At 62.2% G+C, this 25372-nt stretch carries 23 protein-coding genes and 1 pseudogene; 15 read left to right on the top strand and 9 right to left on the bottom strand.

Going from position 1 to position 25372, the window contains the following annotated elements; genetic code table 11:
* Positions 1-6: 6 nt before the first annotated feature.
* Complete coding sequence (locus AB7245_RS17820) at positions 7-1413, bottom strand: LLM class flavin-dependent oxidoreductase (protein WP_439034513.1); 1407 nt, start codon at positions 1411-1413, stop codon at positions 7-9.
* A gap of 250 nt (positions 1414-1663) precedes the next feature.
* On the opposite strand from AB7245_RS17820, the gene AB7245_RS17825 reads away from it, so the two are divergent.
* The 7 genes and pseudogenes from AB7245_RS17825 to AB7245_RS17855 all read left to right on the top strand — a co-directional run.
* The gene (locus AB7245_RS17825; protein WP_439034514.1) at positions 1664-2983 is read left to right on the top strand and encodes an O-acetylhomoserine aminocarboxypropyltransferase/cysteine synthase family protein; all 1320 of its coding nucleotides are present in this window, start codon (positions 1664-1666) and stop codon (positions 2981-2983) included.
* 35 nt (positions 2984-3018) lie between these two features.
* On the top strand, positions 3019-3849 hold the full coding sequence (locus AB7245_RS17830) for a MetQ/NlpA family ABC transporter substrate-binding protein (RefSeq protein WP_439034515.1): 831 nt from the start codon (positions 3019-3021) through the stop codon (positions 3847-3849).
* On the top strand, positions 3846-4091 hold the full coding sequence (locus AB7245_RS17835) for a hypothetical protein (protein WP_063984162.1): 246 nt from the start codon (positions 3846-3848) through the stop codon (positions 4089-4091). Before AB7245_RS17830 ends, AB7245_RS17835 begins: the two co-directional genes overlap by 4 nt.
* A gap of 150 nt (positions 4092-4241) precedes the next feature.
* Entirely contained in the window at positions 4242-4904 is a 663-nt protein-coding gene (locus AB7245_RS17840) for a MetQ/NlpA family ABC transporter substrate-binding protein (protein ID WP_439034516.1), read from the top strand.
* Between the two features lie 24 nt (positions 4905-4928).
* Complete coding sequence (locus AB7245_RS17845; RefSeq protein ID WP_439034517.1) at positions 4929-6557, top strand: FAD-dependent oxidoreductase; 1629 nt, start codon at positions 4929-4931, stop codon at positions 6555-6557.
* On the top strand, positions 6554-6874 hold the full coding sequence (locus tag AB7245_RS17850) for a 4Fe-4S binding protein (RefSeq protein ID WP_439034518.1): 321 nt from the start codon (positions 6554-6556) through the stop codon (positions 6872-6874). Before AB7245_RS17845 ends, AB7245_RS17850 begins: the two co-directional genes overlap by 4 nt.
* A 28-nt stretch (positions 6875-6902) precedes the next feature.
* Positions 6903-7043, top strand: a pseudogene (locus AB7245_RS17855) (DUF3088 family protein); the annotation flags it as partial.
* Positions 7044-7304: 261 nt separating this feature from the next.
* Here the strand turns inward: AB7245_RS17855 and AB7245_RS17860 are convergent.
* The 8 genes from AB7245_RS17860 to AB7245_RS17895 all read right to left on the bottom strand — a co-directional run bounded on the left by AB7245_RS17860 (position 7305) and on the right by AB7245_RS17895 (position 13092).
* Positions 7305-7745: a hypothetical protein gene (locus AB7245_RS17860; protein ID WP_081369286.1), complete on the bottom strand. Its 441-nt coding sequence runs from the start codon at positions 7743-7745 to the stop codon at positions 7305-7307.
* A gap of 155 nt (positions 7746-7900) precedes the next feature.
* The gene (locus tag AB7245_RS17865; protein ID WP_166352105.1) at positions 7901-8101 is read right to left on the bottom strand and encodes a hypothetical protein; all 201 of its coding nucleotides are present in this window, start codon (positions 8099-8101) and stop codon (positions 7901-7903) included.
* Positions 8102-8231: 130 nt separating this feature from the next.
* Positions 8232-8996: an outer membrane protein gene (locus AB7245_RS17870; protein WP_439034519.1), complete on the bottom strand. Its 765-nt coding sequence runs from the start codon at positions 8994-8996 to the stop codon at positions 8232-8234.
* Between the two features lie 292 nt (positions 8997-9288).
* Positions 9289-9411, bottom strand: a complete 123-nt coding sequence (locus AB7245_RS17875; RefSeq protein WP_256376419.1) for a hypothetical protein — start codon at positions 9409-9411, stop codon at positions 9289-9291.
* 121 nt (positions 9412-9532) lie between these two features.
* Positions 9533-9760, bottom strand: a complete 228-nt coding sequence (locus tag AB7245_RS17880) for a hypothetical protein (protein ID WP_166352109.1) — start codon at positions 9758-9760, stop codon at positions 9533-9535.
* Positions 9760-10485 (bottom strand): response regulator, encoded by a 726-nt coding sequence (locus AB7245_RS17885; RefSeq protein ID WP_439034520.1) that lies wholly within the window; start codon positions 10483-10485, stop codon positions 9760-9762. Before AB7245_RS17885 ends, AB7245_RS17880 begins: the two co-directional genes overlap by 1 nt.
* Positions 10478-12079 carry a DUF4118 domain-containing protein gene (locus tag AB7245_RS17890; RefSeq protein WP_439034521.1) on the bottom strand — a complete coding sequence of 534 codons (1602 nt, stop codon included), beginning with the start codon at positions 12077-12079 and terminating at the stop codon, positions 10478-10480. The genes AB7245_RS17885 and AB7245_RS17890 overlap by 8 nt, the downstream gene beginning before the upstream one ends.
* Positions 12080-12516: 437 nt before the next feature.
* Positions 12517-13092: a hypothetical protein gene (locus AB7245_RS17895; RefSeq protein WP_439034522.1), complete on the bottom strand. Its 576-nt coding sequence runs from the start codon at positions 13090-13092 to the stop codon at positions 12517-12519.
* Between the two features lie 442 nt (positions 13093-13534).
* On the opposite strand from AB7245_RS17895, the gene AB7245_RS17900 reads away from it, so the two are divergent.
* The 8 genes from AB7245_RS17900 (at position 13535) to corA (ending at position 25310) form a co-directional block, all read left to right on the top strand.
* Positions 13535-15157, top strand: a complete 1623-nt coding sequence (locus AB7245_RS17900) for an outer membrane beta-barrel protein (RefSeq protein ID WP_085404209.1) — start codon at positions 13535-13537, stop codon at positions 15155-15157.
* Positions 15158-15222: 65 nt separating this feature from the next.
* Positions 15223-15948: an outer membrane protein gene (locus AB7245_RS17905; RefSeq protein WP_439034523.1), complete on the top strand. Its 726-nt coding sequence runs from the start codon at positions 15223-15225 to the stop codon at positions 15946-15948.
* Between the two features lie 518 nt (positions 15949-16466).
* Positions 16467-17696, top strand: coding sequence for an efflux RND transporter periplasmic adaptor subunit (locus AB7245_RS17910; protein WP_439034524.1), 1230 nt, complete (start codon positions 16467-16469; stop codon positions 17694-17696).
* Positions 17697-17716: 20 nt separating this feature from the next.
* Positions 17717-20875 (top strand): efflux RND transporter permease subunit, encoded by a 3159-nt coding sequence (locus tag AB7245_RS17915; protein WP_439034525.1) that lies wholly within the window; start codon positions 17717-17719, stop codon positions 20873-20875.
* Positions 20876-20958: 83 nt separating this feature from the next.
* On the top strand, positions 20959-22293 hold the full coding sequence (locus tag AB7245_RS17920; RefSeq protein ID WP_439035735.1) for a TolC family outer membrane protein: 1335 nt from the start codon (positions 20959-20961) through the stop codon (positions 22291-22293).
* 26 nt (positions 22294-22319) lie between these two features.
* Positions 22320-22574 (top strand): hypothetical protein, encoded by a 255-nt coding sequence (locus AB7245_RS17925; RefSeq protein WP_439034526.1) that lies wholly within the window; start codon positions 22320-22322, stop codon positions 22572-22574.
* Between the two features lie 807 nt (positions 22575-23381).
* Positions 23382-24242, top strand: a complete 861-nt coding sequence (locus AB7245_RS17930) for a DUF4118 domain-containing protein (protein WP_439034527.1) — start codon at positions 23382-23384, stop codon at positions 24240-24242.
* Positions 24243-24344: 102 nt separating this feature from the next.
* Positions 24345-25310 (top strand): magnesium/cobalt transporter CorA, encoded by a 966-nt coding sequence (gene corA / locus AB7245_RS17935; RefSeq protein ID WP_071915189.1) that lies wholly within the window; start codon positions 24345-24347, stop codon positions 25308-25310.
* Positions 25311-25372: the final 62 nt, after the last annotated feature.

Below are 25372 nucleotides of genomic sequence, written 5' to 3' on the forward strand. Positions count from 1 at the left end.
TCCTTGCTATTCGGCGGCGTCGGATTGGAGCGCAGTCGTCGAAGGCGCGCGCCGGAAGCTCGCGCCGGGATGTGTCGTGTGCAACCGCGGCCCGCGTCCCGGGAACAGTTTTTCGCGTAGCGTGCCGTCGCGATAGGCGGTCTTGTAGACGCCGCGCGATTGCAGCTCCGGCACCACGAGGTCGACGAAGGCGTTCAGCGACTCCGGCGCGACCAGGCGGAACAGGTTGAACCCGTCGACGTCGGTCTCGTCAGCCCAAGCGATCAGCTCGTCGGCGACGTCCTGCGGCGAGCCGACCACGAAGGGCGAGCGGGCGCCGGCGCGGCTCAATCTGGCGAGGTCGCCGACATTGACCGGCCGGTCGCTCCGGACCGTGAAATTCTCGACCATAGACTGGATGGCGTTGCTCTCGACATATTCGATCGGCTGGTCGGGCCGGTAGGTCGAGAAGTCGATGCCGGTCCAGCCCGACAACAAGGCGAGCTGGCCGGTTTGATCGACATGCCGTGCGTAGTCCTCGAGCAGATCATTCGCCTCGGACCGCGTCGGCGCCACGATCACGGTCGCGCCGGCAAACAGGCGGATGTCGTAGGGATCGCGGCCATAGGTCTTGGCCGCTTCTCGAATCTCGCGGACAGCGCGTGCGAGGATTGGCTTGGTCTGACCGTTGAGAAAGATCGCTTCCGAGTGCCGGGCGGCGAAGGCGCGGCCGCGCTTCGAGGTGCCGGCCTGATACAGCAACGGCGTTCGCTGTGGCGAGGGCTCGGCGAGATGGATGCCGTCAACCTTGAAGTAGGGACCATCATGCAGAACCCGGTGAAGCTTGGCGGGATCCGTGAAGACGCGGCTGCCGCGGTCGCGGCGAACCGCATCGTCCTCCCAGCTTCCCTCCCATAGCTTGTAAGCCGCGGTCAAAAAGTCCTCGGCCGCGTCATAGCGCTCGTCATGGGCGCGACCAGCCGGAAGGCCCATCCCACGCGCGCCGCTGTCGAGATAGCCCGTGACGATGTTCCAACCGATCCTGCCCTTGGTGAGATGGTCGAGCGTCGAAAAGGTACGTGCGAGTTGATAGGGATGCTCGAAGGTCAGGTTCGATGTGATGCCGAAGCCGAGATGGCTGGTGACGAGCGCCATGGCGGATACGAGCAGCGTCGGATCCGCGTTCGGAAGCTGCACCGCATGCAGGGCGGCGGTATCGGCCGTGCCGCCATAGACGTCGTAAACGCCGAACACGTCTGCCAGGAAGATGCCATCGAGCAGTCCGCGTTCCGCGGTCCTGGCGTAGTCGACCCAATAATCGAGTGTGTTGTAGTCGATGGACGCATCGCGCGGATGAGACCACAGGCCCGCCCAATTGTGGCTGGGCGCAGTCATGTTGAAAGCGTTAAAGCGCAGGTCGCGCGGTCTCGTCATGGTCGGGCCCAATCGTCAATCGCAAAGAACATCTCTTCGCGTGAGCATTTTTAGCATTCTGCGCGAGCGAGTTTGTTTCCAATTCAGCAAAGGACCGGGAACAAACGCGTTGCGAAGCTGCAATGACGCAGCACGCGCATCGCTATTTTTCAGACACGCTCGACAGCAGCAGAATCCGACCGCATCATTTTCGTCGACAAGCACGGCTTGCCGCGCATGGCGCGCTCTCGAGATCGAAAGGGAATTGCAGATGACCTTGGAGACCCGGAACTTCGAGACGCTGGCGTTGCATGGCGGATCCTACCGCTCCGACCCCGCCACCGGCGCGGTCGCGGTTCCGATCTATCAGACCACGTCGTTCCAGTTCGAGAACGCCGATCACGCCTCGCGCCTGTTCGCGCTCGAGCAGCTCGGACCGATCTACACCCGTATCGGCAATCCAACCCAGCAGGCCTTTGAGGATCGGCTTGCTGCACTCGAGGGCGGGGCGGCCGCCCTCGCAGTTGCCTCTGGACAGACGGCTTCCGCCTTCGCGATCTTCAACATTGCCCAGGCCGGCGACAATATCGTGTCCTCGACCGATCTCTACGGCGGCACCTGGACGCTGCTATCGCAGACCCTGAAGCAGTTCGGCATCGAAGTGCGCTTTGTCGATCCCGCCGATCCCGAAAACTTCCGTCGCGCGACCGACGCCAAGACGCGCGCTTATTTCGGCGAGACGCTTCCGAATCCCAAGCTGCACGTATTCCCGATCAAGGAGGTCGCGGACATTGGCCGCTCGCTTGGCGTGCCGCTGATCCTCGACAACACGGCGTCGCCGCTGATCGCACGCCCGTTTGAGCATGGCGCTGCGGTAGTGGTCTATTCGACCACGAAGTATATCGGAGGCCACGGCACCGCGATCGGCGGCGCCATCGTCGACGGAGGCAACTTCGACTGGGCCGCGCATGCCGATCGCTTTCCGCTTCTGAACAAGCCCGACGAGGCCTACCACGGCGCGATCTGGACTGAGGCCGCGAAGCCGCTTGGCCCGATCGCCTACATCTTGCGAGCCCGCGTCAAGCTGCTGCGCGACCTCGGCGCATCGATCGCGCCGCAAAATGCCTTCCAGTTCATCCAGGGCCTCGAAACCCTGCCGCTGCGCATCCGCCAGCACAACGAGAATGCGGTGAAGGTCGCGACCTTCCTCGCCAAGCACGCCTCGGTCTCGAACGTGATCTTCCCCGGTCTGCAAAACGGAGAGAACCGGCGCAGGGCGGACGCCTATCTGAAGGGCGGCTATGGCGGGCTGGTCGGCTTCGAGCTGAAAGGAGGCGTCGAGGCCGGCCGTCGCTTCATCGACGCACTCAAGCTGTTCTATCACGTCGCCAATATCGGCGATGCCAGGTCGTTAGCCATTCATCCTGCATCGACGACGCATCAGCAACTGACCGCAGCCGAGCAGCTCGCCGCCGGGGTCACGCCCGGCTACGTACGCCTGTCGGTGGGAATCGAGCATCCCGACGACATCTTGGCGGATCTCGGTCAGGCGCTCGCACATGCCGACGTTGGGGCGCGCAAGGCTGCGTGAAGCACATCATCTGAATCGTAATGGGACTTGAGATCATGAAAATTCTTCGTCGCACCGCCCAGGCCGCAGGTCTCTGGCTTGCTCTCACGGCGGCCGCCTTCGCCGGCGAGCCGCTGAGGATCGCGACCAGCGCCGGCCCGGTTGGGCAATTGGCGTCCTTTGCCGCCAAGCTCGCCAAGGAGAAAGGGCAGGACGTCAAGATCGTCGAGCTGTCGGACTGGGTGGCATTGAACGAGGTCGTGAACAGCGGCGATGTCGACGCCAATCTGTTTCAGCATGCAACCTATCTCGCGCTTCAGAATAGGCAGCGCGGCTTCAACCTTGTGCAGGTCGACAAGGTCGGCGTCATTGCGCCGGTCGGTCTGTTCTCGAAGAAGATCAAGAAGCTCGACGACATCAAGTCCGGCGACAGCGTCGCCATTCCGAACGAGCCACTCAACGGCGCACGCGGGCTGATCCTGCTCGAGCGGGCCGGGCTGATCAAGCTGGCGCCCGGTAAGGGCTTCTCGGTCAGCAAGTTCGACATCATCGAGAATCCAAAGAACCTCAAGATCGTCGAGCTCGACCCTGCCCAAACCTATCGGTCGCTCGACGACGTAACGTTGGCGCTCGTCAACATCACCTACCTCATTCCGGCCGGCGGGGATCCCAAATCTGCGCTCATCATCGACCGCACCGTTGATGACGGGCTCGTGCTGCGCTTCACGGCCCGGCCCGACAAGAAGGACGATCCGCGCCTGAAGGCATTTATCCAGGTGTTCAACTCGCCGGAAGTGAAGCAGTTCATCGAGGAGAAGATCCCGGCCTTCATCCCGGCGGGGTTCAGCAGCAAGGAGAGCGCCGTCCGTTGGGAAACTGCACCATGATCTATGTCGTCGACGTCAATCAGATGAGCTTTGCCTTCGTGGCGGGAAGTGAGAGGCACGCATCGGAGATTGCAGGCTCGCCGGGGTTTGTGCAGGCTATGGATCGTTTCTTCCTTCAAGGCTCCAAGGGTTCGAACCATCGTCCGCGTGCTGCGACGGTTCAGGAACTTGCTCTCTTCAACGACATGTCGTCTGAGTTCGCGGATGCCACGGCGGACGTCCTGGTTGCCCGCGTCGGCTAGACGTCGGAACAGATTATCGCTCGATAAGGAGATCGTAGACCATGAGACGTCGCTTGTTGCTCGTGATGGCCGCCTTTGCACTATTCACCGCGCCGGCCTCCGCGGATCAGAAGATCAAGGTCGGGATATCCCGAAATCATCTGGGCGAAGGTGAAGGAGATCGCGGCCAAGGACGGCTTCGATGTGCAGGTCGTCGTCTTCAACGATTATCTGTTGCCCAATGCCGCGCTGGATGTCGGCGATCTCGATGCGAATTCCTTCCAGCACAAGCCGTTCCTGGACAACCAGATCAAGACCAGGGGATACAAGATCGTCGCCGTCGGCGAGACGATCGTCGCACCGATCGGGCTCTATTCCCGCAAGGCGAAGTCGGTTGCCGAGATCAAGGAGGGGGCGTCGATCGGCATCCCCAACGATCCGTCGAACGGTGGCCGGGCCCTGCGGCTGCTTCAGGCCGAAAAGCTGATCGAGCTCAAGGACGGCGTGGGGATCCTGCCGACCGCGCTCGATGTGACCGCAAATCCAAAGAAGCTCAGGATCCGTGAAATCGACGCCGCCCAACTGCCGCGCAGCCTGGACGACGTCGATGCTGCGGTCATCAACACCAATTACGCCGTCCCCGCCGGCCTCATTCTCGGCAGGGATTCCATCGCAATCGAATCCTCGGTCAACAATCCCTACAACAACTTCATCGCCGTTCGCGAGAAGAACAAGGATGCTCCCTGGGTCGCGAAGCTGGTGCGCGCCTATCAGAACGATACGGTCCGCCAGACCATCAAGGACAAACTGCCGGGTCAGATACCCGCGTTCTGAACAGGTTCAATCCGGAGACGAGCGATGACAAACCTACCTGGCCGTGCCGAGAAGCTATCGAGTTCGGCAGGATCCGTCGTGTTCGATGCCGATGTGGTGGTGCTCGGTGGCGGTCCCGCGGGCACATGGGCGGCGATCAGCGCCGCCGGCCACGGCGCGCGCGTCGTGCTAGCGGACAAGGGGTTTTGCGGCACCTCAGGCGCGACCGCGGCGGCCGGCACCGGTGTCTGGTACGTCGACCCCGCTCCGGAACGCCGTGAGGCCGCGATGGCCAGCCGTGAGAAACTCGGTGGCCACCTCCAGGACCGTCGCTGGATGGCGCGCGTGCTGGACCGGACCTACGCCCAGAGCAACCAGCTCGCCGACTGGGGCTATCCTTATCCTTCGGACGACGACGGCAAGCCGCAGCGGAATTCGCTCCAGGGTCCGGAATACATGCGGCTGATGCGCAAGCGAACGAAGCAAGCCGGCGTCACCATTCTGGATCACTCGCCAGCGCTCGAGCTTTTGGTGGACGAGAACGGCGTGGTGGCCGGCGCCGCAGGCCTGCGACGGCAGAAAGGCGACCGTTGGGTGGTCAATGCGAAGGCCGTGGTGATCGCCACCGGCGGATGCGCGTTCCTTAGCAAGACGTTGGGCTCGAACGTTCTGACTGGCGATGGCTATCTCCTGGCGGCCGAGGCCGGCGCGGAATTCACCAGCATGGAGTTCTCCAACGCCTATGCTATCTCGCCGGCATTCGGCTCCGTGACCAAGACCCTGTTCTACAGCTGGTCGAGCTTCACCGACGAGGAAGGCAGTGTGATCCCAGGGGCGTCATCCAAGGGCGGCCGGTCGATTATTGCTCGGGCGTTGCGCAAGGGCCCGGTGTACGCCCGGCTCGACGAGGCCGACGCCGAGACCCAGCGGCATATGAGGGTATCTCAGCCGAACTTCTTCCTGCCGTTCGACCGGACCGGCCTCGATCCGTTCACGCAGCGTTTTCCGATCACGCTTCGCCTCGAGGGGACCGTCCGCGGCACGGGTGGCCTGCGGATCGTTGACGACAGCTGCGCGACTACCGTTCCCGGTCTCTACGCTGCGGGCGACGCGGCAACCCGCGAGCTGATCTGCGGTGGTTTCACCGGGGGCGGTAGCCACAATGCGGCCTGGGCAATGTCGTCGGGGTATTGGGCCGGTCAGGGCGCCGCCGAATTCGCGCATCAACTGGGCACCACAAGCGGGCGTCAGGCATTTCGGCGCGGCAGCGTTGCGCTGCGCTCCGGCAGTGGGCGACCGCTTCAGGCTGACAAGCTCGCCCGGAACGTTCAGAACGAGGTGTTTCCGTACGAGCTGAACTATTTCCGCGAAGCCGGGCGGCTCAGCGAGGCGTTATGGCGTCTGGACAGCTTCTGGTCTGAGGCATCGAATGCCGACGCGTCAGACGAGCAGGATCTGCTTCGCGCACGTGAGGCCACGGCCATGCTCGCAACGGCGCGCTGGATGTATCGGAGCGCGCTGGCGCGTCAGGAGAGCCGGGGTATGCATCGCCGCGACGACTATCCCCAGCAGGACGACCGCTATCGCCACTACGTGACGACCGGAGGGCTCGACGACGTCTGGACCTCGGCGCGCCCGCTGCGTTCCTCTCAGTACGCGGAGGCCGCGGAATGATCGAGGTCATCGATGTCGAGCGCTGCACAGCGTGCGACATCTGCGTCAACGTGTGCCCCACCAATGTCTTCGACAAGACCGACGACATTCCAAGGATCGCGCGCCAGAGCGATTGCCAAACCTGCTTCCTGTGCGAGCTCTACTGCCCCGAGGACGCGCTGTTCGTCTCGCCATTCGCCGACGCGCCGCAACAGGTCGACGTCGCCGCGTTGAAGGAAGCCGCAGTGCTCGGCAGCTATCGGCGTGCAGTCGGCTGGACCGATGAGAGCCGGCACTTGCGCGATGCGGATCGGAGCTACCGGCTGTTCGGCCATTGAAGTTTCCATCGACTTCGGGAGAACGGACATGACTGGAGATCGCCTGTTCCTGTTGAAGCCCGGATTTGAGGATCCCGAGCGGCCGGGCCGCTTCTTCGTCTGCTCGCACTGCAATGCGATTGAGGGGTTGCTGGCGTCGTTTCTAGGGCTGGCAACACAGATTGAGGTGCTGTGCCTGGGGACACTTTGAAAAGGGAGCGTGAAGTCCGATCGCGGCGCCGATCAGGGAGGAGGACGTTGTCACCAGGCCCAACAAGGCGGCCATGGCGAGGTAGTAGGGCGACGTCATGAGGCTCCCAATACATCGCGATCGTTCGCCGCAACGTGCCTGCTGCAGCATGATGACGTGCGGGATGTAGGAAAGCGAGAGCGCCTGCGGCGTCGCCGCATAGGAAACTCATATGGACGCACTCAGCCGCAGCTCCGCGTTTCAGGCTGCCCGTTTCATCTGGGCAGAATCCTGCCGGTAGGCGGACATCACGAAGCCCTGACGGCATCTGACCCCGGCCTCGATTCGGAAGCCGAGCTGTTCGAGCTTCTTGCGGACCTTGAGCGCGAAGCCCGCCTCGTTCGACTTGATCAGCACCGCGATTGCAGCGGTCGTGCCGAGAGATGGTGCGATCTGGGACAGCGCCATCTCGAACTCACTGAACATGTCTTGCACGGTGATGAGGCCGACGGAAAAGGCCGGCTTACGCAAGAAGATGGAGGGCAGTCCAATTCGGGTGAAGCCGCGCTGGCGCAGCGCCTGATAGAGTTCGGCGCTTCCACGGCCCGCGACGATCGCGCGATTGAGATTCGACAGATGGGTGAGCGAGATCATGGTCTCGACCACCTGGTCGCGATCGGTGAAGGGAGCGGGGTGGAGCACGAAGATACTCCTTACAGTAGGTGCGCGGGCGCACTGGAACGAGAATTTGCCTTGAATGGCGCGACCAATATCGTTCGCGGCCAGTATGATTTCGAGGGGACAGGCAAGCTTATCTCGTAGGAACGGCATAGGATCGGGACGAGGTTGAGGTGCGTTCAACGTTCGTTGCGCATGTAGGCGCTTCGTGCCGTCACCGATCTCAGGTCGGGCTCCGCACTGCTGCCTGCACCAGGATGGTTGATCGTTGCCTCCGACAGGCGATGGATGCCGGCGTCAATCTGGCGATCCAAGGCATGAAGAATGACGTGCGCGACGGCGGCCGTCACCAGGATGAGAAGCCAAGAGCGCAAACCCATGAGACTTCCCCATCCCTGGTGGCGTTGCACAGATCGGACAATTGGAGGGCTGGCCTGAACCGGAGCCTCGCTCAAAAAAGGAGCCCCGGACGTGCCGGGGCTCGAGTGGTTGGAGGTTTGCCGAGAGACTTCAGTATTTGGCGACGACAGGGGCATCCCAATGGAATTTGTAGTTGACGCCGACCAGCGCGGTCGAGGCACGCTGCTGGACGTTGATGACTTCACCCGCGCCGCCGCCAGCCAGTGTGAACGCCCGCGCGCTGTCGTCGAGGAACCACATGTAGTTATACTCGGCGAAGACCGACCAGTTCGGCGCGAACATCCATTCGGCGCCGATGCCGATGGTCATGCCGGGCTGCATGAAGCTTGCGGACTCGATCAGCGCGCCACCGGGCGCAAAGACCTGGTTGCGTTCCCGAATGAAGGCCGCACCGCCCTTGAGATAGCCGAGGAATTGCGGCGTCCAGAGATAGCCGATGCGGCCGGTCGCGGTGTAGATCTCTTTCAGGTTGTTCGCTTCGGAGAAGGCGGGGAAGTCGGTCAAGGCGTGGCTGCCCTTGATATTGCCGAAATCGAAGCTGCCGCCGACGCCGAACACCAGATTGCCGGTCTGGAAATCGCAACCGACCTGGCCGCCGCCGATCACGCCGCTGTCCTTCTCGCGGCCGTACTCGTTCGGTGCAGCCACGCCGCCGACGTCGAGGGCGCGGGCCGTATTCAGCCGTGTCCAGCCGCCACCGACATTGGCGCCGAGGTAGCAGCCGGTCCAGTTGTAGTGCGGAGCGGCAGCCATTGGCCGCGCCTTCAACGGCAGATCGGCAGCGACTGCGGCGCTCGCCGCGCCGAGCCCGATCAGCACACTTGCGACAACAAGAGATTTCAATCGTCCGTACATTCGAGCCCCCTGCATGGCCATGAGGCCAATTCTTCTTCGGAGATGATGTTAGGGACAGCGCACGGATTCCGCGATGCCGAAAGGGCTGCTTGAGCGCGCAGAGGTCGCTTTTTGCGCGCGCGTTGTACGCTCGCGACATCGCAAAATGCCGAAAAGAATTAAGGAAAAATAGCTTCCGGACTCGCGGAGTGGTTTCGGTAAATTGAGACGCCGGACATGGCCGCGCGATACGTCGAAGGTCGCCTGAGATTGTATCACTGTGTTTGTGCCGATGGTCCGGTGCGCAATCCCGTCAATCCCTGTCGCGCGTTCGCCAGGCGAAGATGATGAAGATTGCGACAACGGCCGCGCCCGCAAGCATCCAGTACTGGGCGTCGATGCCAAAAACGCTAAATGTTTGAATGAGGAAGTCCACGGCACTCGCCCTTTTGTTGGGCAAGCTACGCGGTTCGGGAATGGAAATATATTATTTTTATACGATGGGTGTTCTGCGCGTCGTGCGCAGGCGGGCGGCGCAAGATGTGGGTCCGCCCTGGTCAGAGCGCCGATCGCGAGGCGCGCTCGATGACCAGTCCGTTGAGGAAATCTTCGAGCGCGATGCGTCCGGCCTCGTGTGCAGCCCGGTGCGAGCGAAACCCGGCTTCACGAAGCCTGATGCCCATCGGCCTGCGCTTGCGCCGGATCTCCCAGGACCAATCCTGACCTGCATCGCCGGACCAGGACACGACGACGTAAAAGGACCGTCTTGGCGAAGGGCGCAGCATCAGGTTACGCGAGCCATGGCCGGTTGCGCATCCAGCCGATTCTGAAGGCGATAGCCGACACCCGACTCGGTCACCAGGAGACGTGGCTGGTTGGGGTCGGCCTCGATCTTCTGGCGAAGCTTGCGCACGAGGATCCGAAGGTACTGGATGTTGTCGCGCTGATTGCCGTTCCAGATATCCTTCAGGAGCTGATCGTGGGTGACGACGAGGCAGACATGCATGGCGAGAACGTGAAGCAGCCGATATTCCTTGCGGGTCAGGCGGACCAGATTGTTGTTCAGCGAGACCGTGCGGGTCACGAGATCGACCGATAGCGGGCCTGCGACCACGACCGGATTTTCCGTCGCCGACTTGAAGTACCGCCGCAGGGCGGCCTCGCTTCGCGCCAGCAGTTCGGCCATGCCGAACGGCTTGACGACGTAATCGTCGGCGCCGGCCTGGAGCAGACGTACCTTCTCGTCCTCGCCGGCAGCGACGGAAAGGATGATGATCGGCACGTTGGACCACGCACGGATCCGCTCCAGCACCTCCGCGCCGTGAAGATCGGGTAGCGCCAGATCGAGAACGATGAGGTCAGGTGAACTGAAGGTCGCGAGCTTCAACGCCTCGGTGGCGTTTTCGGCCTCGAGCACGGCGAAGCTGTTGAGCTCGAAGCCGGCGCGGAGGAAGCGCCTGATCTTCGGTTCGTCGTCGATCAGGAGAACGACGTTTGCGGGCTTACTCATCTGTCAGCGCGATCGGTTCGGAGGTGGATGGCTCGAGCGCGGGCAGGGAGATCGATACCGTTGTTCCCTGTCCTTGGCCGCGGCTATGAACCGTGATCGCGCCCTCATTGGCCTGGATGAAGGTCGAGGCGATCCAGAAACCGAGGCCCGACCCCGGCACCGACGCCTGATGTCGCGCGCTTCGAAAGGATCGCTGGCCAAGCTTTTGCTGTTCATCGGCGGTGATGCCGACGCCCTGATCGGACACGACGACGTGCACGCGACGGGGCTCGCAACGCACGTCCACGGTGATCGTCGAACCGGACGGCGAATATTTTGCGGCGTTTTCCAGGATCTGCCCGCAAGCCTCCTCCACCAGGCCCGAGTCGACGTGGAGCAGCGGAAGATCATCTGCGAAATTCGCCTCTATCCGATGCGCCGAAAGCCGTCGCGCCCGGCGCGTGGTGGCGCCGTTGACGATATCCCTGGGGTCCGCCCATTCGCGGCGCGGACTCAGTCCGCCGGCGGTGACGCGAGTCGCGCTGAGCAGGTTGCTGATATAGCCGTCGAGATGGCTCGCCTCGTCAGAGATCGCCTCGACCAGCGTTCTTATGCGCGCGTCCCCACGTATGGCCGGAATGGTCTCCAGCACGCTCGCCGAACCCTGGATCGCCGCGAGCGGCGTGCAAAGCTCGTGCGACAGTGTTCCATGGAAGGCGTCGCGCAACATTTGCGCTTGCAGGCGCAATCGCGCGCTCTCCATCACCTTGCCGATGTCGAGGCGCTGCAGCGTCAGCGCGGTCTCGTCGAGGATTGATTGGATCCGTCGAGTCCGCCGTTCAATCGCTGGCTGGGAACCCAGACCGATATTGACCGCGATCACGCCGTGAATAGCGGAATCTGACGAGATCGCCCTGAGCAGCCAGATCTCGGCGCGCTGCTCGTCGACGATGGTCTGCAACCCTGGACCCGCTCCGGAATTCATCGCTGCCGCAGTTGCCTGCACTGAAAGTGGCGCGAAGCGGGACTCAGGCGGTTCGAAATGCCCGTCCGCGGTCGTCACGAACAAAGTTGCCGCGTGGCCGAAGGCGCCCTCGAAATGTTGGCGGATGGCGGAAATCAAGTCCGCGACCGTAAAACAGGACGCGAGGCGACGCGAGAAGTCATAGAGCGCATGCATCTCCTTCTCGCGCTGTCGCAACGTGTCCGTTTCCTTGCGCAGCCGCGAGGCCAGATTGCTGCTCACCAGCGCAACGATCAGGAACAGCAGGAGATCGACCGCCTCCTGCGGGTTGTCGACGCGAAAGCTGTAAAGAGGTTCGAAGAAGAAGAAATCCGCGGCTGCCGTGCCCGTGATCGATGCCGTCATTGCCGGCCAGACGCCCCATCGAGTCGCAGCATACATGACTGGAACGAGGTAGGCGATCGGGACCAGGCTTGACGCCAAGGTCGTGCTGAGTGCGAACAGCGCGGTGGTGACCAGTCCGATGCTCAGAACCGACAGCAACACCGGGATCACGTTGCGCCACACGACGACACGCAGCGACGCGACCTCATCCAGGGCCGGTATCCCCGAGGAAGGCAATTTGGAACCGGTCTGCCGCCCGCTCGTCATCGAAAACATGCGGCCCAGAGGTGGATGAAGAATCAAAGTACGTACATGCCCTTGCCGACGGCGACATCGAAAGATCCGGCGTCGGCCGCGTCGGCCGCAACGGATCAATGGTCAAACAAGACCCGATCGGACAATGTTCGGAAATTCGATAGTTATCGGCATGCGTCGACCAACGGCGCGCACCAGAACCCGTTCAATGTCGTGATGCAGACTCTTCGATGTCGTCAACTACCCGGCGAAGGAACGATGTTCCAGATCGACGTAGAAAATCTATGATGTTGGGAGTGGTTCAACATAAAAAAGAAATAGCCACAGCCTCCGTAGTTCTACGGAAAAGGTTCGCTCCGGACTCCGCGTCAGGCGAAGTCGGGTTCTGATTCCCTCAACGATCGTACCGGGCCTCAGGGCAACGCCGCGATTCGTGGCGGTGAGGCGTCTTATGCCTGCCGGACCAAGCTCGCATATTGCAGGGCGCGCTTCTCGCCGAGAAGCTCCGGCCTAGATGCCCGGTAAAGGCCGGCTTCGTCGGCCGAGCGGGTCTGAGGCAGCGCAAGGGCCGCGACCGCCGCGGCGCTGATCTGCTTGGGCGGATAGAGATAGAAGTCCATCAGCGGCATATGCGGCCCGTGCGCACTCTGTTTCAGGACGTCACGCGCGGTCTCGCCGGCGACCGGATAGATCGCGGTCCATCCGGCGAAGCTGCTCGCCAGAATCTCCAGGGAGAGAATTGTGGTCGCGATCTGCACGAAGCCGTCATTGGCCTTCTTCGAGCTGCGGGTCGTCGAGGCGCGGCGCAGGATTCGGCGAAGCTCAGTGTGCCGTTCGATCAGCGGGCCCAAGCGAAAGTGCCAAAGCATATTGGGCAACGAGGCGAAGCCGTGAACCTCGTGATACGATTCGATCAAGCTGCAACATTGCCGCGTCAGGTCCTTCGGCAGGAAGCCGAGGTCGAACGCGACACTGTCCGCTGTTGTGTTGTCGCTGGCGCGCGCTGCACAAGTCACGGCTTCCATGATCAAACCTCGCGAAGCAAATTTGCCTACGTGGCGAGCTTAGCGAGTCCAGGCATATATCTTCGATCGACAATCTGGCGCACATACGTAGCAAAATAATAGCTGTGGCAAGCAAACGGCGCTTGGTTGCGAGTAAGTCGAGCACAGCGCGTCGCGCACTATGACGAAAATGACACAGCGCGAAGTGAACGTTTGCGCTGCATCATCGTTCTAACGGCAAAAGACCACTTTTTCGCTGACGATTTGAGCAAACGCGGTGAGCATCTGATGCTTACGAATGCAAATGATGCCCGCGAGGCGCCTCGCGCTATTTTATTTTAACGAACGCGCGCCGCAAACCGCATCGCTTTTTTTTGCCCGCCTCACGAAAGATTGCACCTGAAGCTTAACCAAACCGAAAGAGCGCCTGGAAGGCGTCGGTCCAACAGCTTGGGGCAATATGATGAGAAACTATCTTTTGGCGGGCGTATCGCTGGTCGCGATGGGGATTGGCGGCGCCGCCAATGCAGCGGACACGCTTCCGCCCGTGGGGAAGACGTTCTGCGATCCCTACAAGAACTATGCGTGCATGGACTCCTATCTGGGTCAGGACTTCATGACCCGCTTCATCAACTACTATCGGCTCGAATGGGGCCATGAGGCCGCGCCGTCCGATCCGAAGGCGGCGGCGTCGCGCCGCGACGGTTGGCCCGCGACACCGCAGAGCATTCCGCCGATGCCGTTCACCGAATGGCCCTATGGCGGTGCGACCGCAATCGGCGTCACGCGTCCGAACTCGGTCGACAGCCCGCTGATGAACGCGATGAGCAACACGGCCGTCGGGCAGTGGATGAACGACGCGCACATTCAGGTCTATGGCTGGGTCAACGCCGGCGGCAACCTCAGCAACAACACCGTCCGCGGCGGCAATTCGCCGGCGGCATACGACTACAATCCGAACACGGTTCAGCTCGATCAGGCCGTGGTCTATATCGAGCGACTACCCGACACAGTCCAGAAGGACCACATCGACTGGGGCTTCCGCATCGCGCCGATCTATGGCGAGAACTATCGCTACACCACGGCTTACGGCTTGTGGAGCAATCAGCTCCTCCAGCAGAACAGGAACTACGGCTATGACATGCCGATGGCCTATGGCGAGGTCTTCATTCCCTATCTGGCCGACGGCCTTCTGCTGAGGTTCGGCCGCTACATCTCGATCCCGGACATCGAGGCGCAGCTCGCGCCGAACAACTACATGTATACGCATTCGATGACGTATACGTTCGACAACTACACGAACACCGGCATCAACGCCTCGCTCGCGCTGAACAAGAACTGGATGATCCAGGGAGGCTTCTCGGTCGGCACCGAAGCAATGCCGTGGCATGTCGGCGCCAAGATCGCCAATGCGAATCCAAATCCGCTGTTCCCGGACAGCACCATGTTGAAAGATCCGGGCGCGCAGCCGACCTTCAGTGCGGCCGTTCGTTATGTAACCGACAGCGGCAATGACGGCGTCTACGTGATCGCCAACGGCATCAACAACGGCACCTGGGGCTACAACAATCTCCAGTGGTACGGGCTGACCTATTATCACAAGTTCAACGATCAGTGGCACATCTCGTTCGAGACCTACAACGAGCACCAGAACAACGTGCTCAACCTCGACAATCCGGCCTCGGTCGCGCTCGTGGCCAGCGGTACACCGTTCTCGCTCGACGTCATGCCCTGGAACGCACCGTTCGGCGCGCATTGCGGCAACGCAACCCAGCTCTCGTGCACGGCGTCGGTCCAGACCTTCCTGACCTACGTGAACTACAGCCCGACGAAAATGGACAACATCTCCTATCGTCTCGAGTGGTTCGACGACAAGCAGGGACAGCGTACTGGCGTGAAGACGCGCTACGTCGAAACGGGGATCGGCTGGCAGCACTGGTTCTCGCCGCAGATCGAGATCCGGCCCGAAGTGTCGGTGTATCACGCGCTGGACGCGCCGGCGTTCAACGGTAACGCCAACTTCGGCATTCCCCCGAACAAAAAGACAGCCGTCATCGGTTCGGCTGACATCATCATCCACTTCTGATCCTGCGGACGGGTGGCGCCGCGAGCGCCGCCCGCTTCGGAAGAGACATTCGACAGGGGCAAGCAATGAAAAAGATTCTTCTCGCAACGGTTGCATTGGGCGCATTGACGGCGATGTCGCCGGCGTTTGGCGCCGATCTCCCGATCTACGGCAAGGCTCCGCCAGTCGCGGCGCCGGCCTATGACTGGTCCGGCTTCTATGTCGGCGTCTTCGGCGGCTGGGGGCTCGGCAATCACAACGTGAACAACGCCACCGGCCCGGTTGGCTTTGCCAACTTCACGGCGAACTACGAATCGACGGGCGGCTTCGGCGGCGGCGAGATCGGCGCCAACTGGCAGAGCGGCAACATCGTCGTCGGCATCGAAGCAGACGGCTTTGGCGCTGACATCAAGGGCAACGACAATTTCGCGCTCGGCTGGAACGACGCGACAAAGCTGGGCTGGGGTGCCACGCTGCGGGGACGCGGCGGCATCGCGGTCGACCGCTTGTTGCTGTTCTTCACGGGCGGTTGGGCTTATGGCGAGCTGACGCACACCAACACCAATCCCGGCGTCGGGGTGGACACGTTCAAGGCCACACGGAGCGGCCTAACCGCCGGCGGTGGCATCGCCTATGCGTTCACCAACAATCTGATCGGAAAGTTCGAGTATCGCTACTTCGACTACGGCACGTTCCATCGCGATGCACCGACCAACGGTGTGCTGCCGTACACGGTGGCCAACACCTATTCGACCGTAATGGTCGGGCTCGACTTCAAGTTCGGCGGCAACGCGGTGGTCGCGAAGTATTGACGCCGGGAGGCAGGGGGACTGCATGATCGGCTCGAGACGAAGACTGAAAGTTGCGGCGATGATCGCTCTCGTCGGGCTTGGCGCTTGCCTTGCCGGATGCGTGAGCGATCTCGGTGCCACCGCAACAGATGCGCCGGGTACTCACCAGATGCGCTACTATGGCGGGCCCAAATATCCGATGTGGCCGAGCCAATGAGATCGATCGGCACGGCGTACCCTGTGAGCGGACGCGCCGTGCGGATCGTGATCTCTGTTGCCGCGAGCGTGATGTTGTGAGGACGTGCTGTCAGTTCTGTGCAAGCGAACCATGCTACGCGCTGCCGACGCCATGACAGCCTGGGAGCATCACGGCGGATCGCCGACGGCATGTCCGGCAATCACGGTCCGATGCGGTACTACCGCGGGTCGAGATCGCCGATGTGGCGCGGCCGCGTTCAGAATTGAGCCCCGTTTGGGCGAGTAAGCCAAGGCCTCGCAGGAGGCACGGGAGTGCATGAGTCAATGCGCACGTTTGCATCATGAACGCCGGTTCGAGCCTTAGCCGGAAAAGAATCGTTACGCTTGCGGCTGCGGCGATCGCGCTTGCCATTGCGACCATCGGCGCGACGCGGATGCTCGCGTCACATGGAAAATCCATGGAGATGTCGAGCCAGGCCAAGGTAAAGCCACCGCGCTACGTTCCGACCGCATCTGAGCTGGCAACGCTCTCGATTGCGCCGGTGACGGAGCGGGTGTTTCGTGCGGAGCACGTCACGGAGGGCAAGATCGCCGTCAACGAAGACAGCTCCACGCCGATTTTCTCGCCCTATGCGGGCCGTGTCGTGAAACTTCTGGTGAAACCCAGCGATGTCGTCGAGCGCGGGCAGCCGCTGTTCGTGGTCGAAGCCACCGACACCGTGCAGGGCCTGAACGATTTCGTGACGGCGCTCGGCAGCCTCAATACCGCGCGCTCCAAGCTCAACCTCGCGCAAATCGTCGAGAAGCGCGCCAACGACCTCTATGCCGGCAAAGCGGTGCCTCTCAAGGACTGGCAGCAGGCGCAGGCCGATCTCATCACAGCGCAGAATGACATGCGCTCGGCGGAGACCGCGCTCGAGGCGGCGCATAATCGGCTGCGCATCCTGGGGCGGTCCGAGGAGCAGATCACCAAATTCCAGGAGACGCGCCAGATCAGCGCCGAGACGCCGATCACTTCGCCAATCGGCGGCACGGTCGTGCAGCGCAAGATCGGTCCCGGCCAGTTCATCAGCAGCAGCGCGAGCGATCCGGTGTTCGTGATCGGGGACCTCTCGACGGTCTGGCTCACGGCCTTCGTGCGCGAGAGCGAGGCTGCGGACATCGCCATCGGACAGGATATCGCCTTTACGGTGCTGGCGCTTCCCGGTCGCGAGTTCAAGGCGCGTGTGGATTACGTCGCCGCCGCGATCGATCCGTCGACGCGGCGTCTCATGGTCCGCGCCACCATCGACAACAGGGACGGATCGCTCAAACCGGAAATGTTCGCCAACGTTACCGTCTATGCCGGCGAAAACCGTCCCTCGGTCGGCGTGCCGAAGCAGGCTCTGATCTTCGAGGGCGATCGTGTTCGGGTCTGGGTTTCGCGCGACGACGGTTCCGTCGAGCTGCGCGAAATCCAGATCGGGTTGACCAATGGCGACCTCGTTGAGGCACGCGGCAACCTGAAGGCCGGCGAAAAGATCGTCACACGCGGAAGCCTGTTCATCGACCGTGCCGCTTCCGGCAGCTAACTCAAGGCAAGCCGGTTCACATGGAACGTCTCGTCGCCTTCGCAGTCAGTCGCCGCTTCCTTATGGTCGGCCTGTTCGCCGCCATGCTGGTCGGCGGCCTGATCGCGTTTCAGCAGCTCAACATCGAAGCGTATCCCGATCCGACGCCGCCGATGGTCGACATCGTGACGCAAAGTCCGGGGCTGTCGGCCGAGGAGATCGAGCGCTACATCACGATCCCGCTGGAGACTCAGGTCGCCGGCATCAAGAACATGAAGGTGATCCGGACCATCTCGTTGTACGGCTTGTCCGACGTCAAGCTGCAGTTCTCATTCGACTACACCTACGAGCAGGCGCTCCAACAGGTCCTGAATCGCCTCTCGCAATTACCGCCACTGCCGAACAATGCGCAGCCGCAGATCTCGCCGCTGAGCCCGATCGGCGAGATCTACCGCTACCGGCTGGTGGGGCCGCCCAACTACTCCGTGCTCGATCTGAAGACGTTGCAGGATTGGGTCCTGCAACGGCGCTTCCGCACTGTCCCGGGCGTGATCGATGTAACTGGCTGGGGCGGCAAGACCAAAACCTACGAGGTTGAGGCTGATTTCAACAAGCTCGTGGCGAGCGACTTGACGCTCCCGCAACTTCAACAGGCCATCAACAACGCCAACGTCAATGTTGGCGGCAACACCGTCAATATCGGCCCGCAATCCGCCGTTGTTCGCGGCGTCGGCCTGATCCGTTCGATCCACGCGCTCGAAAATACGATGGTGGCCTCCAATGGCGGCACGCCGGTGCTGGTCCGCGACGTCGCGACCGTCACCGTCGGCGAGCAACCGCGGCTCGGCATCGCCGGCCAGGATCAGGACGACGATATCGTTCAGGGCATCGTCCTGATGCGCCGCGGAGAGCAGAGCTCGCCGACCATTTCGCGCGTCGAAGAGCTCGTCGCCAGCATCAACAATTCGTCGATCCTGCCCCCTGGCGTGCGCATCGAGCGCATCTATGACCGCAAGGACCTGATCCAGACCACGACCCACACCGTGCTGGAGAACATGGTGGTCGGAATCGGCCTGATCGTGCTGTTGCAGTGGATCTTCCTCGGGGACCTGCGCAGTGCGATGATCGTCGGCGCAACGATTCCGTTTGCATTGTTTTTCGCGGTCACCATCCTCGTGCTGCGAGGCGAATCCGCCAATCTGCTATCGGTCGGGGCGATCGATTTCGGGCTGATCGTGGATGCGACCGTGATCATGGTGGAGGCGATCTTCCGGCGCCTGTCGCATACCGAGCGGCTGACGCCGGGCGAGCGGGCGACGATCTCGTCGCGCACCGTCATGGACATGAAGCATCATGCCATCCTGACGGCCGGCTCCGACGTGTCGCGCTCGATCTTCTTCGCCGCAGCCATCATCATCGCGGCCTTTTTGCCGCTGTTCACCTTGAGCGGCGTCGAAGGCAATATTTTTGGTCCGATGGCGCGGACTTATGCCTATGCGCTCGCTGGTGGCCTGCTTGCAACCTTCACGGTCACGCCGGCGCTGAGCGCCATCATCCTTCCGGCCCATGTCGAGGAGACCGAGACGTTTCTGATGCGCTGGGTGCATCGGCTCTATATGCCGGTGCTGGCGCGATCGCTCGCGCATCGCCGCGTCGTGCTGGCGGGCGGCGCCGTCCTGGTCCTGATCACGGTCGTCGCCGTACGATTGCTCGGGCTCGAGTTTCTGCCCAAGCTGGAGGAGGGCAATCTCTGGATCCGCGCAACCTTGCCGCCGACCATCTCGCTCCAGGAGGGTAACTCCTACGTCAACCAGATGCGCAAGGTGATCGCTGCCCGGCCAGAGGTCGAGTCGGTGGTATCGCAACATGGCCGGCCGGACGACGGTACCGACGCCGCCGGCTTCTTCAATGCGGAATTCTTTGCGCCGCTCAAGCCCGCCAAGGAATGGCCTGAGGGCGAGGACAAGGACGCGCTGACCGCCATGCTGCTGGGGCAGCTTCAGGAAAAGTTTCCGGGCGTCGAGTTCAACTTCTCGCAATATCTCCAGGACAACGTGTCGGAGGCCGTGTCGGGCGTGAAGGGCGAGAACTCGATCAAGCTTTATGGCAGTGACCTCCAGGCGTTGACGGACACCGCAAACAAGATCAAGGCGCAGCTCGCCACCGTTCAGGGGATCACCGACCTTGCGGTCTTCACCTCGCTCGGCCAACCGACCATCCAGATCGATGTCGACCGTGCCCGCGCCGCGCGGTACGGACTGTCGCCGGGCGATATCAATGCGACGATCAAGACCGCGATCGGTGGCGACAGCGCCGGGGACCTCTACGAGCCGGGCTCCGACCGGCATTTCCCGATCATCGTCCGCCTTGCACCACAGTTCCGGAAGAGCGCCGAGGCAATCCAGAATTTGCGAATTGGGGCGCAGGGGCCGAACGGCGTCACGCAGGTGCCGCTGAGCGAGGTCGCGACAGTCAAGGTCCTGTCCGGCGCCGCCTATATCTATCGTGAGCAGCAGGAACGCTATCTGCCGATCAAATTCTCGGTGCGCGAGCGCGATCTTGGCAGCGCCATCCAGGAGGCGCAGGAGAAGGTCGCGGCCAACGTGCAATTGCCGGCGGGCTCGCATCTCGAATGGGTCGGCGAATTCGGCAATTTGCAGGATGCGATCCGGCGGCTGTCGATCGTGGTGCCGATCAGCCTCGCGCTGATCGCCATGCTGATCTGGTTCAATTTCGGCTCGATCATCGACACCGTCCTGACCATGAGTGTGATCCCGATGGCCGTGCTCGGCGGCATCCTGGGCCTGCTCGTGACCGGCATTCCCTTCAGCGTCTCGGCTGCAATCGGCTTCATCGCACTGTTCGGCATCTCGGTGATGGACGGAATCATCATCCTGTCCCAGTACAACGCGCTGATCGACGAGGGTATGGAACGCGGTGCTGCCATCCTGCGCACCGGCGAGCTTCAGCTTCGTCCGGTGCTGATGACCTGCGTGGTCGCGGGCATTGGGCTCCTGCCCGCGGCGCTCTCCAGCGGCATCGGTTCGCAGGTGCAGAAGCCGCTTGCGGTCGTGGTCGTCGCCGGAATGATGCTGGCGCCGATCGTCATTCTGGTCACGCTGCCAGCGCTGATCTCGATGTTCTCGCGACGGACCCGGCCGGGCCTGGCGGCGCAGCCTCAGTTGGCGCCGGCAGAATGAGGTGGGGCGTGCGTAACAAGATCGTCAGGGGGGCTGTGCGAGCGTCCGGCCGGACACTGGTACTTTTCCTTGCCGGGGCGGCGATGACGGTTTGCGTGCCATCGCGCGCGGAAACGCTGTCCGAGGCGTTGGTCCGGGCCTATCAGTCGAGCCCGCAGCTCAACGCCGATCGTGCCCGGCAGCGCGGCACGGACGAGAACGTGCCGCAGGCGCTCGCCGGCTACCGGCCGCAGGTGGTCGCGAGCCTCAGCGCGGGTTTGCAGGCGGTCAGGAATACGCTGCCCGACAATACGATCCAGGGCGCGACGCTGCGTCCGTGGACGATTGGCGTGACCGTCAGCCAGGTTCTGTTCAACGGCTTCAAGACCGCCAACAGCGTGCGCGTCGCCGAGTATCAGGTTCTGTCGGGGCGCGAGGCGCTGCGTAACACCGGGCAGGGCGTGCTGCTCGACGCCGTCACGGCCTATATGAACGTATTGGCCAATCAGGCCCTGGTTGAGGCGCAGCGCACCAACGTCGCAGTGCTGCGTGAGATCCAGGCGACGACGAAGAAGCGTCTCGATGCGGGCGATGTGACGCCGACCGATACGGCCCAGGCCGAGGCGCGCCTCAGTCGGGGCCTTGCCGATCTCAATGCCGCTGAGGTGACGCTTGCCATCAGCAAAGCGACCTACGTCCAGGTGATCGGCGGGCCGCCCGGTCAGTTGACGCCGGCCACGCCAGTCGATCGGTTATCACCCGTGACGATGCCGGCATCGATCGAGACCGCCAATCACGAGCATCCGGCGGTGCTCGGTGCGGGCTACGATGTGGATGTCGCGCAGACCACGATCAAGGTCGCAGAAGGCAGTCTGCTCCCGACGGTTGCCGTACAGGCGAACGCCAGCCGCTCCAAGGATTCGGATTCGACGCTGAGCACGTTTGCGACCGATCAGGCCTCGATCCTCGGCCAGATCAACGTACCAATCTATGACGGCGGTACCGCCGCCTCCCAGACGCGCCAAGCCAAGGAACTCGCCTCGCAAAGCCGTCTGGTGCTTGAGCAGGTCAGGAGCCAGTCGCGGACGGCGGTTGTCGGCGCGTGGGTGTCCAATGAGGGCACCAAGGTCGCACTGACAGCGGCCGAGTCGGAGGCTAAGGCGGCAGACGTCGCATTGCAGGGCGTTCGCCGCGAGGCCGCCGGTGGCCAGCGCACCACGATCGACGTGCTCAACGCTCAGCAGGACCTCACCGCGGCCCGTTCGCGTCAGATCCAGGCGCAGCGCGACCGGGTGATCGCTTCCTACACGCTGCTCAGCGCCGTCGGCCGGCTGGATGTCCGCACGCTCAATCTCGATACGCCGGATTATCTGCCGGAGGCCCACTATCACCAGGTGCGCGACGCTTGGCACGGCGTCCGCACACCATCCGGACAATAGGCGTTCGCGCCGCAGGAGGAATGAGCATGATCGGCGGAAGGCGCGCACTCCCGGCTCTCGTTGTTGCCGTCGCGGCGGTGTTGGCCGCCACTTTCATGGCCCACGCACAGGGTTTTGGCCGAGGCCGCGGCAACTCAGGTCCGCCCGTCGAAAGCCGGCCAAAGGTCGACGAGAAGGCTTACAAGGCCGCGCTGGACAGGATTCCGGTCCCTGACGAGAAGTACGATCCCTGGGGTGGCGCTCGCGCCACGGATACAAAGGCGTCCAAGAAGAAGAACTAGCGCACCGCCGGCCGACGACCGTTTGCCAGCATTGCGACGACCGTCACGGCCGCTAAACGTCTGCCGTTGCTCGCGACGGCAACTGATGAAACTCCGGTTCTCGGCCAGTCGTGCCCACTATGCGGCGCCTATATGAGCGGACGCCGGGCTATCTCGATTTCCTATCCGATCACCTACATGCTTCCATGCGATATCCGTTCGTGGAGACTAATGGCTAGGTGGCGATCACCATCGCAGCCGGTCTGCTCTCGAGGATCGAACCAATTCATTCCGGATTGACCGCGATCTCACTCCCAGGAGTGCGAACCAAGAGTGCGAACGCGGGTATCGGCGGCGTCTGGCGAATCTTCGGAGGCAATATGGCAAGGGAAGCGTTCGCTAGGCTGATGCTCCTCACTTATCGCGCCCTTGAGGTGCTGACGACGTTCCTGTTTCCGGCTTGGTACGGACCGTCCGCCAGATACCGGCCGGAAAATCATTACATGCGCGGCCCAGGGCCGAAATGGCGTGCGAAATATCTGGCCGAGTCTGTCTCTCCCCCCACGCGGTCGATCACCTCTTCGCGTCCTCGACAGGAATGATCGCGCGCTCATGGCTGACCCGCGGCGCTGCCTCAGCCAGCCGGAAGATCAAATACCTGACAGTCTGGGCGACGGCGCGCTTCGCGCGACGTTGAATTTGCCTTTCATGCGGCTCACATGTGGATGGAGTTGTTGTATGCTCGGTCAGCCATCAGCGCTGCGAGCGCACGCTGACGGGCTTGCTTTTCGGCCGACGTGTGTCGCCTGCCAGGCGGGAGTTCAAGTGGTGACGGAAGTTGAATCGAAGCTGCCGCAGGACATCGCGCCGGCGCCTGATGCCGAGCCCCTTCTGGGTCCGGTAGCATCGGAAGTGGCGCGCTACCTTGTTTCGATCGCCATGACCGCCGCCGCAACGGTCATCGCTGTCGGTATTGACAGCAGCGTCACTATCCCCAACCTGTCGCTTATCTTCGTACTTCCAGTGATCATCGCAGGTGTGAGTCTCGGCCTCGGTCCGTCACTCTGTTCAGCGATATCAGGTGCTCTGGCATTCAATTTCTTCCTGACCGAGCCACGCTACTCATTAGCGGTCGATGACCCCGCGAACATCTGGGCGATTGGGCTGCTGTTCGTCGTCGGGGTCATCGTGAGTGCAGTTGCCTTCACCTCCCGGCAGAGGGCGACCGAAGCGAGGCTGTCAAGAAGGCGCGCGACCTTGCTGCAAGGCTATTGCCGTGATGTCGTCGCGGCCGACAATACGAAGGCGATCGTCTCGGTAACGTCCCGGGCACTGGCAACGCTCTTCCAGGTTCCCGTCATCGTGATGCTCGTTAGGGAGGGCAGGGTGGTTTCCCTCGAGCAAGTCGGAGACGTGGAGCCGCAGGAGGCCGAGTTGGAGGCGGCACGATCGTCCCTGGCGACTGGAACTGTCATACGCAGTGGCATCTACCCCAATCTGGCCTCCCGCTTTGATTTCTGGCCCGTGGAGACGGACGAAGGCCGGAATGCCGCGGTTGGAATCGCATTCGACCCTGATGAACGCCCTTCGTCACCGGATGCGCAGATCGACGTCGTCGTGCGCATCTTAGCCTTGGTGCTTGACCGTCAACATGCGCGGGTCAAACGCGATGCCCGACCGTTAGATTGAATCCGAACCATCCCGCGCTCCAAGCCTGCAACAAAATGAAGGCAGGCGATTTAAGGTGACGGGGTGGTGCACACCGCTCGACAGGTTTGGAGGAAGCTCGTTGTGAGCGTTGTAGCAGCCCATTTGTATCGTCATGGCAAGAAGGCAAAAGCCGTCTCATTGGACGAGCCTATCGATTGCAAGGGCAAATCCGAGTTTGTCTGGATCGGGTTATTCGAGCCTCCGGAACGAGAGCTTGAACAGCTCGAGAAGAACTATGGGCTTCATCCTCTTGCGATTGAAGATGCGCTGAAAGCGAACCAATTGCCGAAGGTCGACGTTTATGGCGACCAGCTGTTTGTGATGACGCGCACAGCCCATCTCGAGCACGACCGCATCGCCTATGGTGAAACCGCAATTTTCGTCGGGAAGAATTTCATCATCACGGTTCGGCATGGCTCGGCGCGCGCGCATAGCAATCTCCGCGCCCAGCTCGAAGCAGCCCCCAGCCTGCTGGGCTATGGCCCCGACTACGTTCTCCATGCCATCCTCGACTTTATCGTCGACGGCTATCTTCCGGTGGTCGAGACGATCGAGGAACGCGTTCTCAACATGGAGCAAAGCGCGCTCGACAGCTTTCTTAGCCGTGCGGACGTCAAACGGCTCTTCGGGCTTCGCCAAGAACTGATCCGCTTCCAGCGAATTATCGGCCCGATGACGGAGGTCTGCGGCCGGCTCGTGCACCTCGAGACGCCGTGTCTTGACGCCAACGCTCGTCCTTATTTCCAGGACGTCCTGGACCATGTGCGGCGCGTCGAAGCGATGGTGAACTCCCTGCGAGACGTTCTGACTTCGGTTTTCGAGGTGAGCAATCTGTTGGAGCAGCAGCGTCAGGGCGTGATCACGCGGCAGTTGGCCGCCTGGGCCGCCATACTGGCCGTACCCACCGCGATTGCCGGAATCTACGGCATGAACTTCGAAAATATGCCTGAGCTGAAGACGCAATACGGCTACTTTGTCGTGGTGGGCGTTATCATCCTGCTTTGCGGGGTGCTTTACCTGCGCTTCAAACGCGCCCGATGGCTCTGATGCTGGTGACCCGTCGGATTGCCGGGTTGGGCTAGTTCATAGATCGCACCGCGGCAAAGCTC

Origin of the sequence: Bradyrhizobium sp. 604_D8_N2_3 (assembly GCF_051810765.1) — a bacterium.
GTDB lineage: Bacteria > Pseudomonadota > Alphaproteobacteria > Rhizobiales > Xanthobacteraceae > Bradyrhizobium > Bradyrhizobium barranii.

Excerpts from the sequence above, each read along its gene's own strand:
- AB7245_RS17820 (WP_439034513.1), bottom strand. The coding sequence starts at position 1,413 with ATGACGAGACCGCGCGACCTGCGCTTTAACGCTTTCAACATGACTGCG.
- AB7245_RS17825 (WP_439034514.1), top strand. The coding sequence starts at position 1,664 with ATGACCTTGGAGACCCGGAACTTCGAGACGCTGGCGTTGCATGGCGGA.
- AB7245_RS17830 (WP_439034515.1), top strand. The coding sequence starts at position 3,019 with ATGAAAATTCTTCGTCGCACCGCCCAGGCCGCAGGTCTCTGGCTTGCT.
- AB7245_RS17835 (WP_063984162.1), top strand. The coding sequence starts at position 3,846 with ATGATCTATGTCGTCGACGTCAATCAGATGAGCTTTGCCTTCGTGGCG.
- AB7245_RS17845 (WP_439034517.1), top strand. The coding sequence starts at position 4,929 with ATGACAAACCTACCTGGCCGTGCCGAGAAGCTATCGAGTTCGGCAGGA.
- AB7245_RS17850 (WP_439034518.1), top strand. The coding sequence starts at position 6,554 with ATGATCGAGGTCATCGATGTCGAGCGCTGCACAGCGTGCGACATCTGC.
- AB7245_RS17865 (WP_166352105.1), bottom strand. The coding sequence starts at position 8,101 with ATGGGTTTGCGCTCTTGGCTTCTCATCCTGGTGACGGCCGCCGTCGCG.
- AB7245_RS17870 (WP_439034519.1), bottom strand. The coding sequence starts at position 8,996 with ATGTACGGACGATTGAAATCTCTTGTTGTCGCAAGTGTGCTGATCGGG.
- AB7245_RS17880 (WP_166352109.1), bottom strand. The coding sequence starts at position 9,760 with ATGCTGCGCCCTTCGCCAAGACGGTCCTTTTACGTCGTCGTGTCCTGG.
- AB7245_RS17885 (WP_439034520.1), bottom strand. The coding sequence starts at position 10,485 with ATGAGTAAGCCCGCAAACGTCGTTCTCCTGATCGACGACGAACCGAAG.
- AB7245_RS17890 (WP_439034521.1), bottom strand. The coding sequence starts at position 12,079 with ATGACGAGCGGGCGGCAGACCGGTTCCAAATTGCCTTCCTCGGGGATA.
- AB7245_RS17895 (WP_439034522.1), bottom strand. The coding sequence starts at position 13,092 with ATGGAAGCCGTGACTTGTGCAGCGCGCGCCAGCGACAACACAACAGCG.
- AB7245_RS17900 (WP_085404209.1), top strand. The coding sequence starts at position 13,535 with ATGAGAAACTATCTTTTGGCGGGCGTATCGCTGGTCGCGATGGGGATT.
- AB7245_RS17905 (WP_439034523.1), top strand. The coding sequence starts at position 15,223 with ATGAAAAAGATTCTTCTCGCAACGGTTGCATTGGGCGCATTGACGGCG.
- AB7245_RS17910 (WP_439034524.1), top strand. The coding sequence starts at position 16,467 with ATGAACGCCGGTTCGAGCCTTAGCCGGAAAAGAATCGTTACGCTTGCG.
- AB7245_RS17915 (WP_439034525.1), top strand. The coding sequence starts at position 17,717 with ATGGAACGTCTCGTCGCCTTCGCAGTCAGTCGCCGCTTCCTTATGGTC.
- AB7245_RS17920 (WP_439035735.1), top strand. The coding sequence starts at position 20,959 with ATGACGGTTTGCGTGCCATCGCGCGCGGAAACGCTGTCCGAGGCGTTG.
- AB7245_RS17925 (WP_439034526.1), top strand. The coding sequence starts at position 22,320 with ATGATCGGCGGAAGGCGCGCACTCCCGGCTCTCGTTGTTGCCGTCGCG.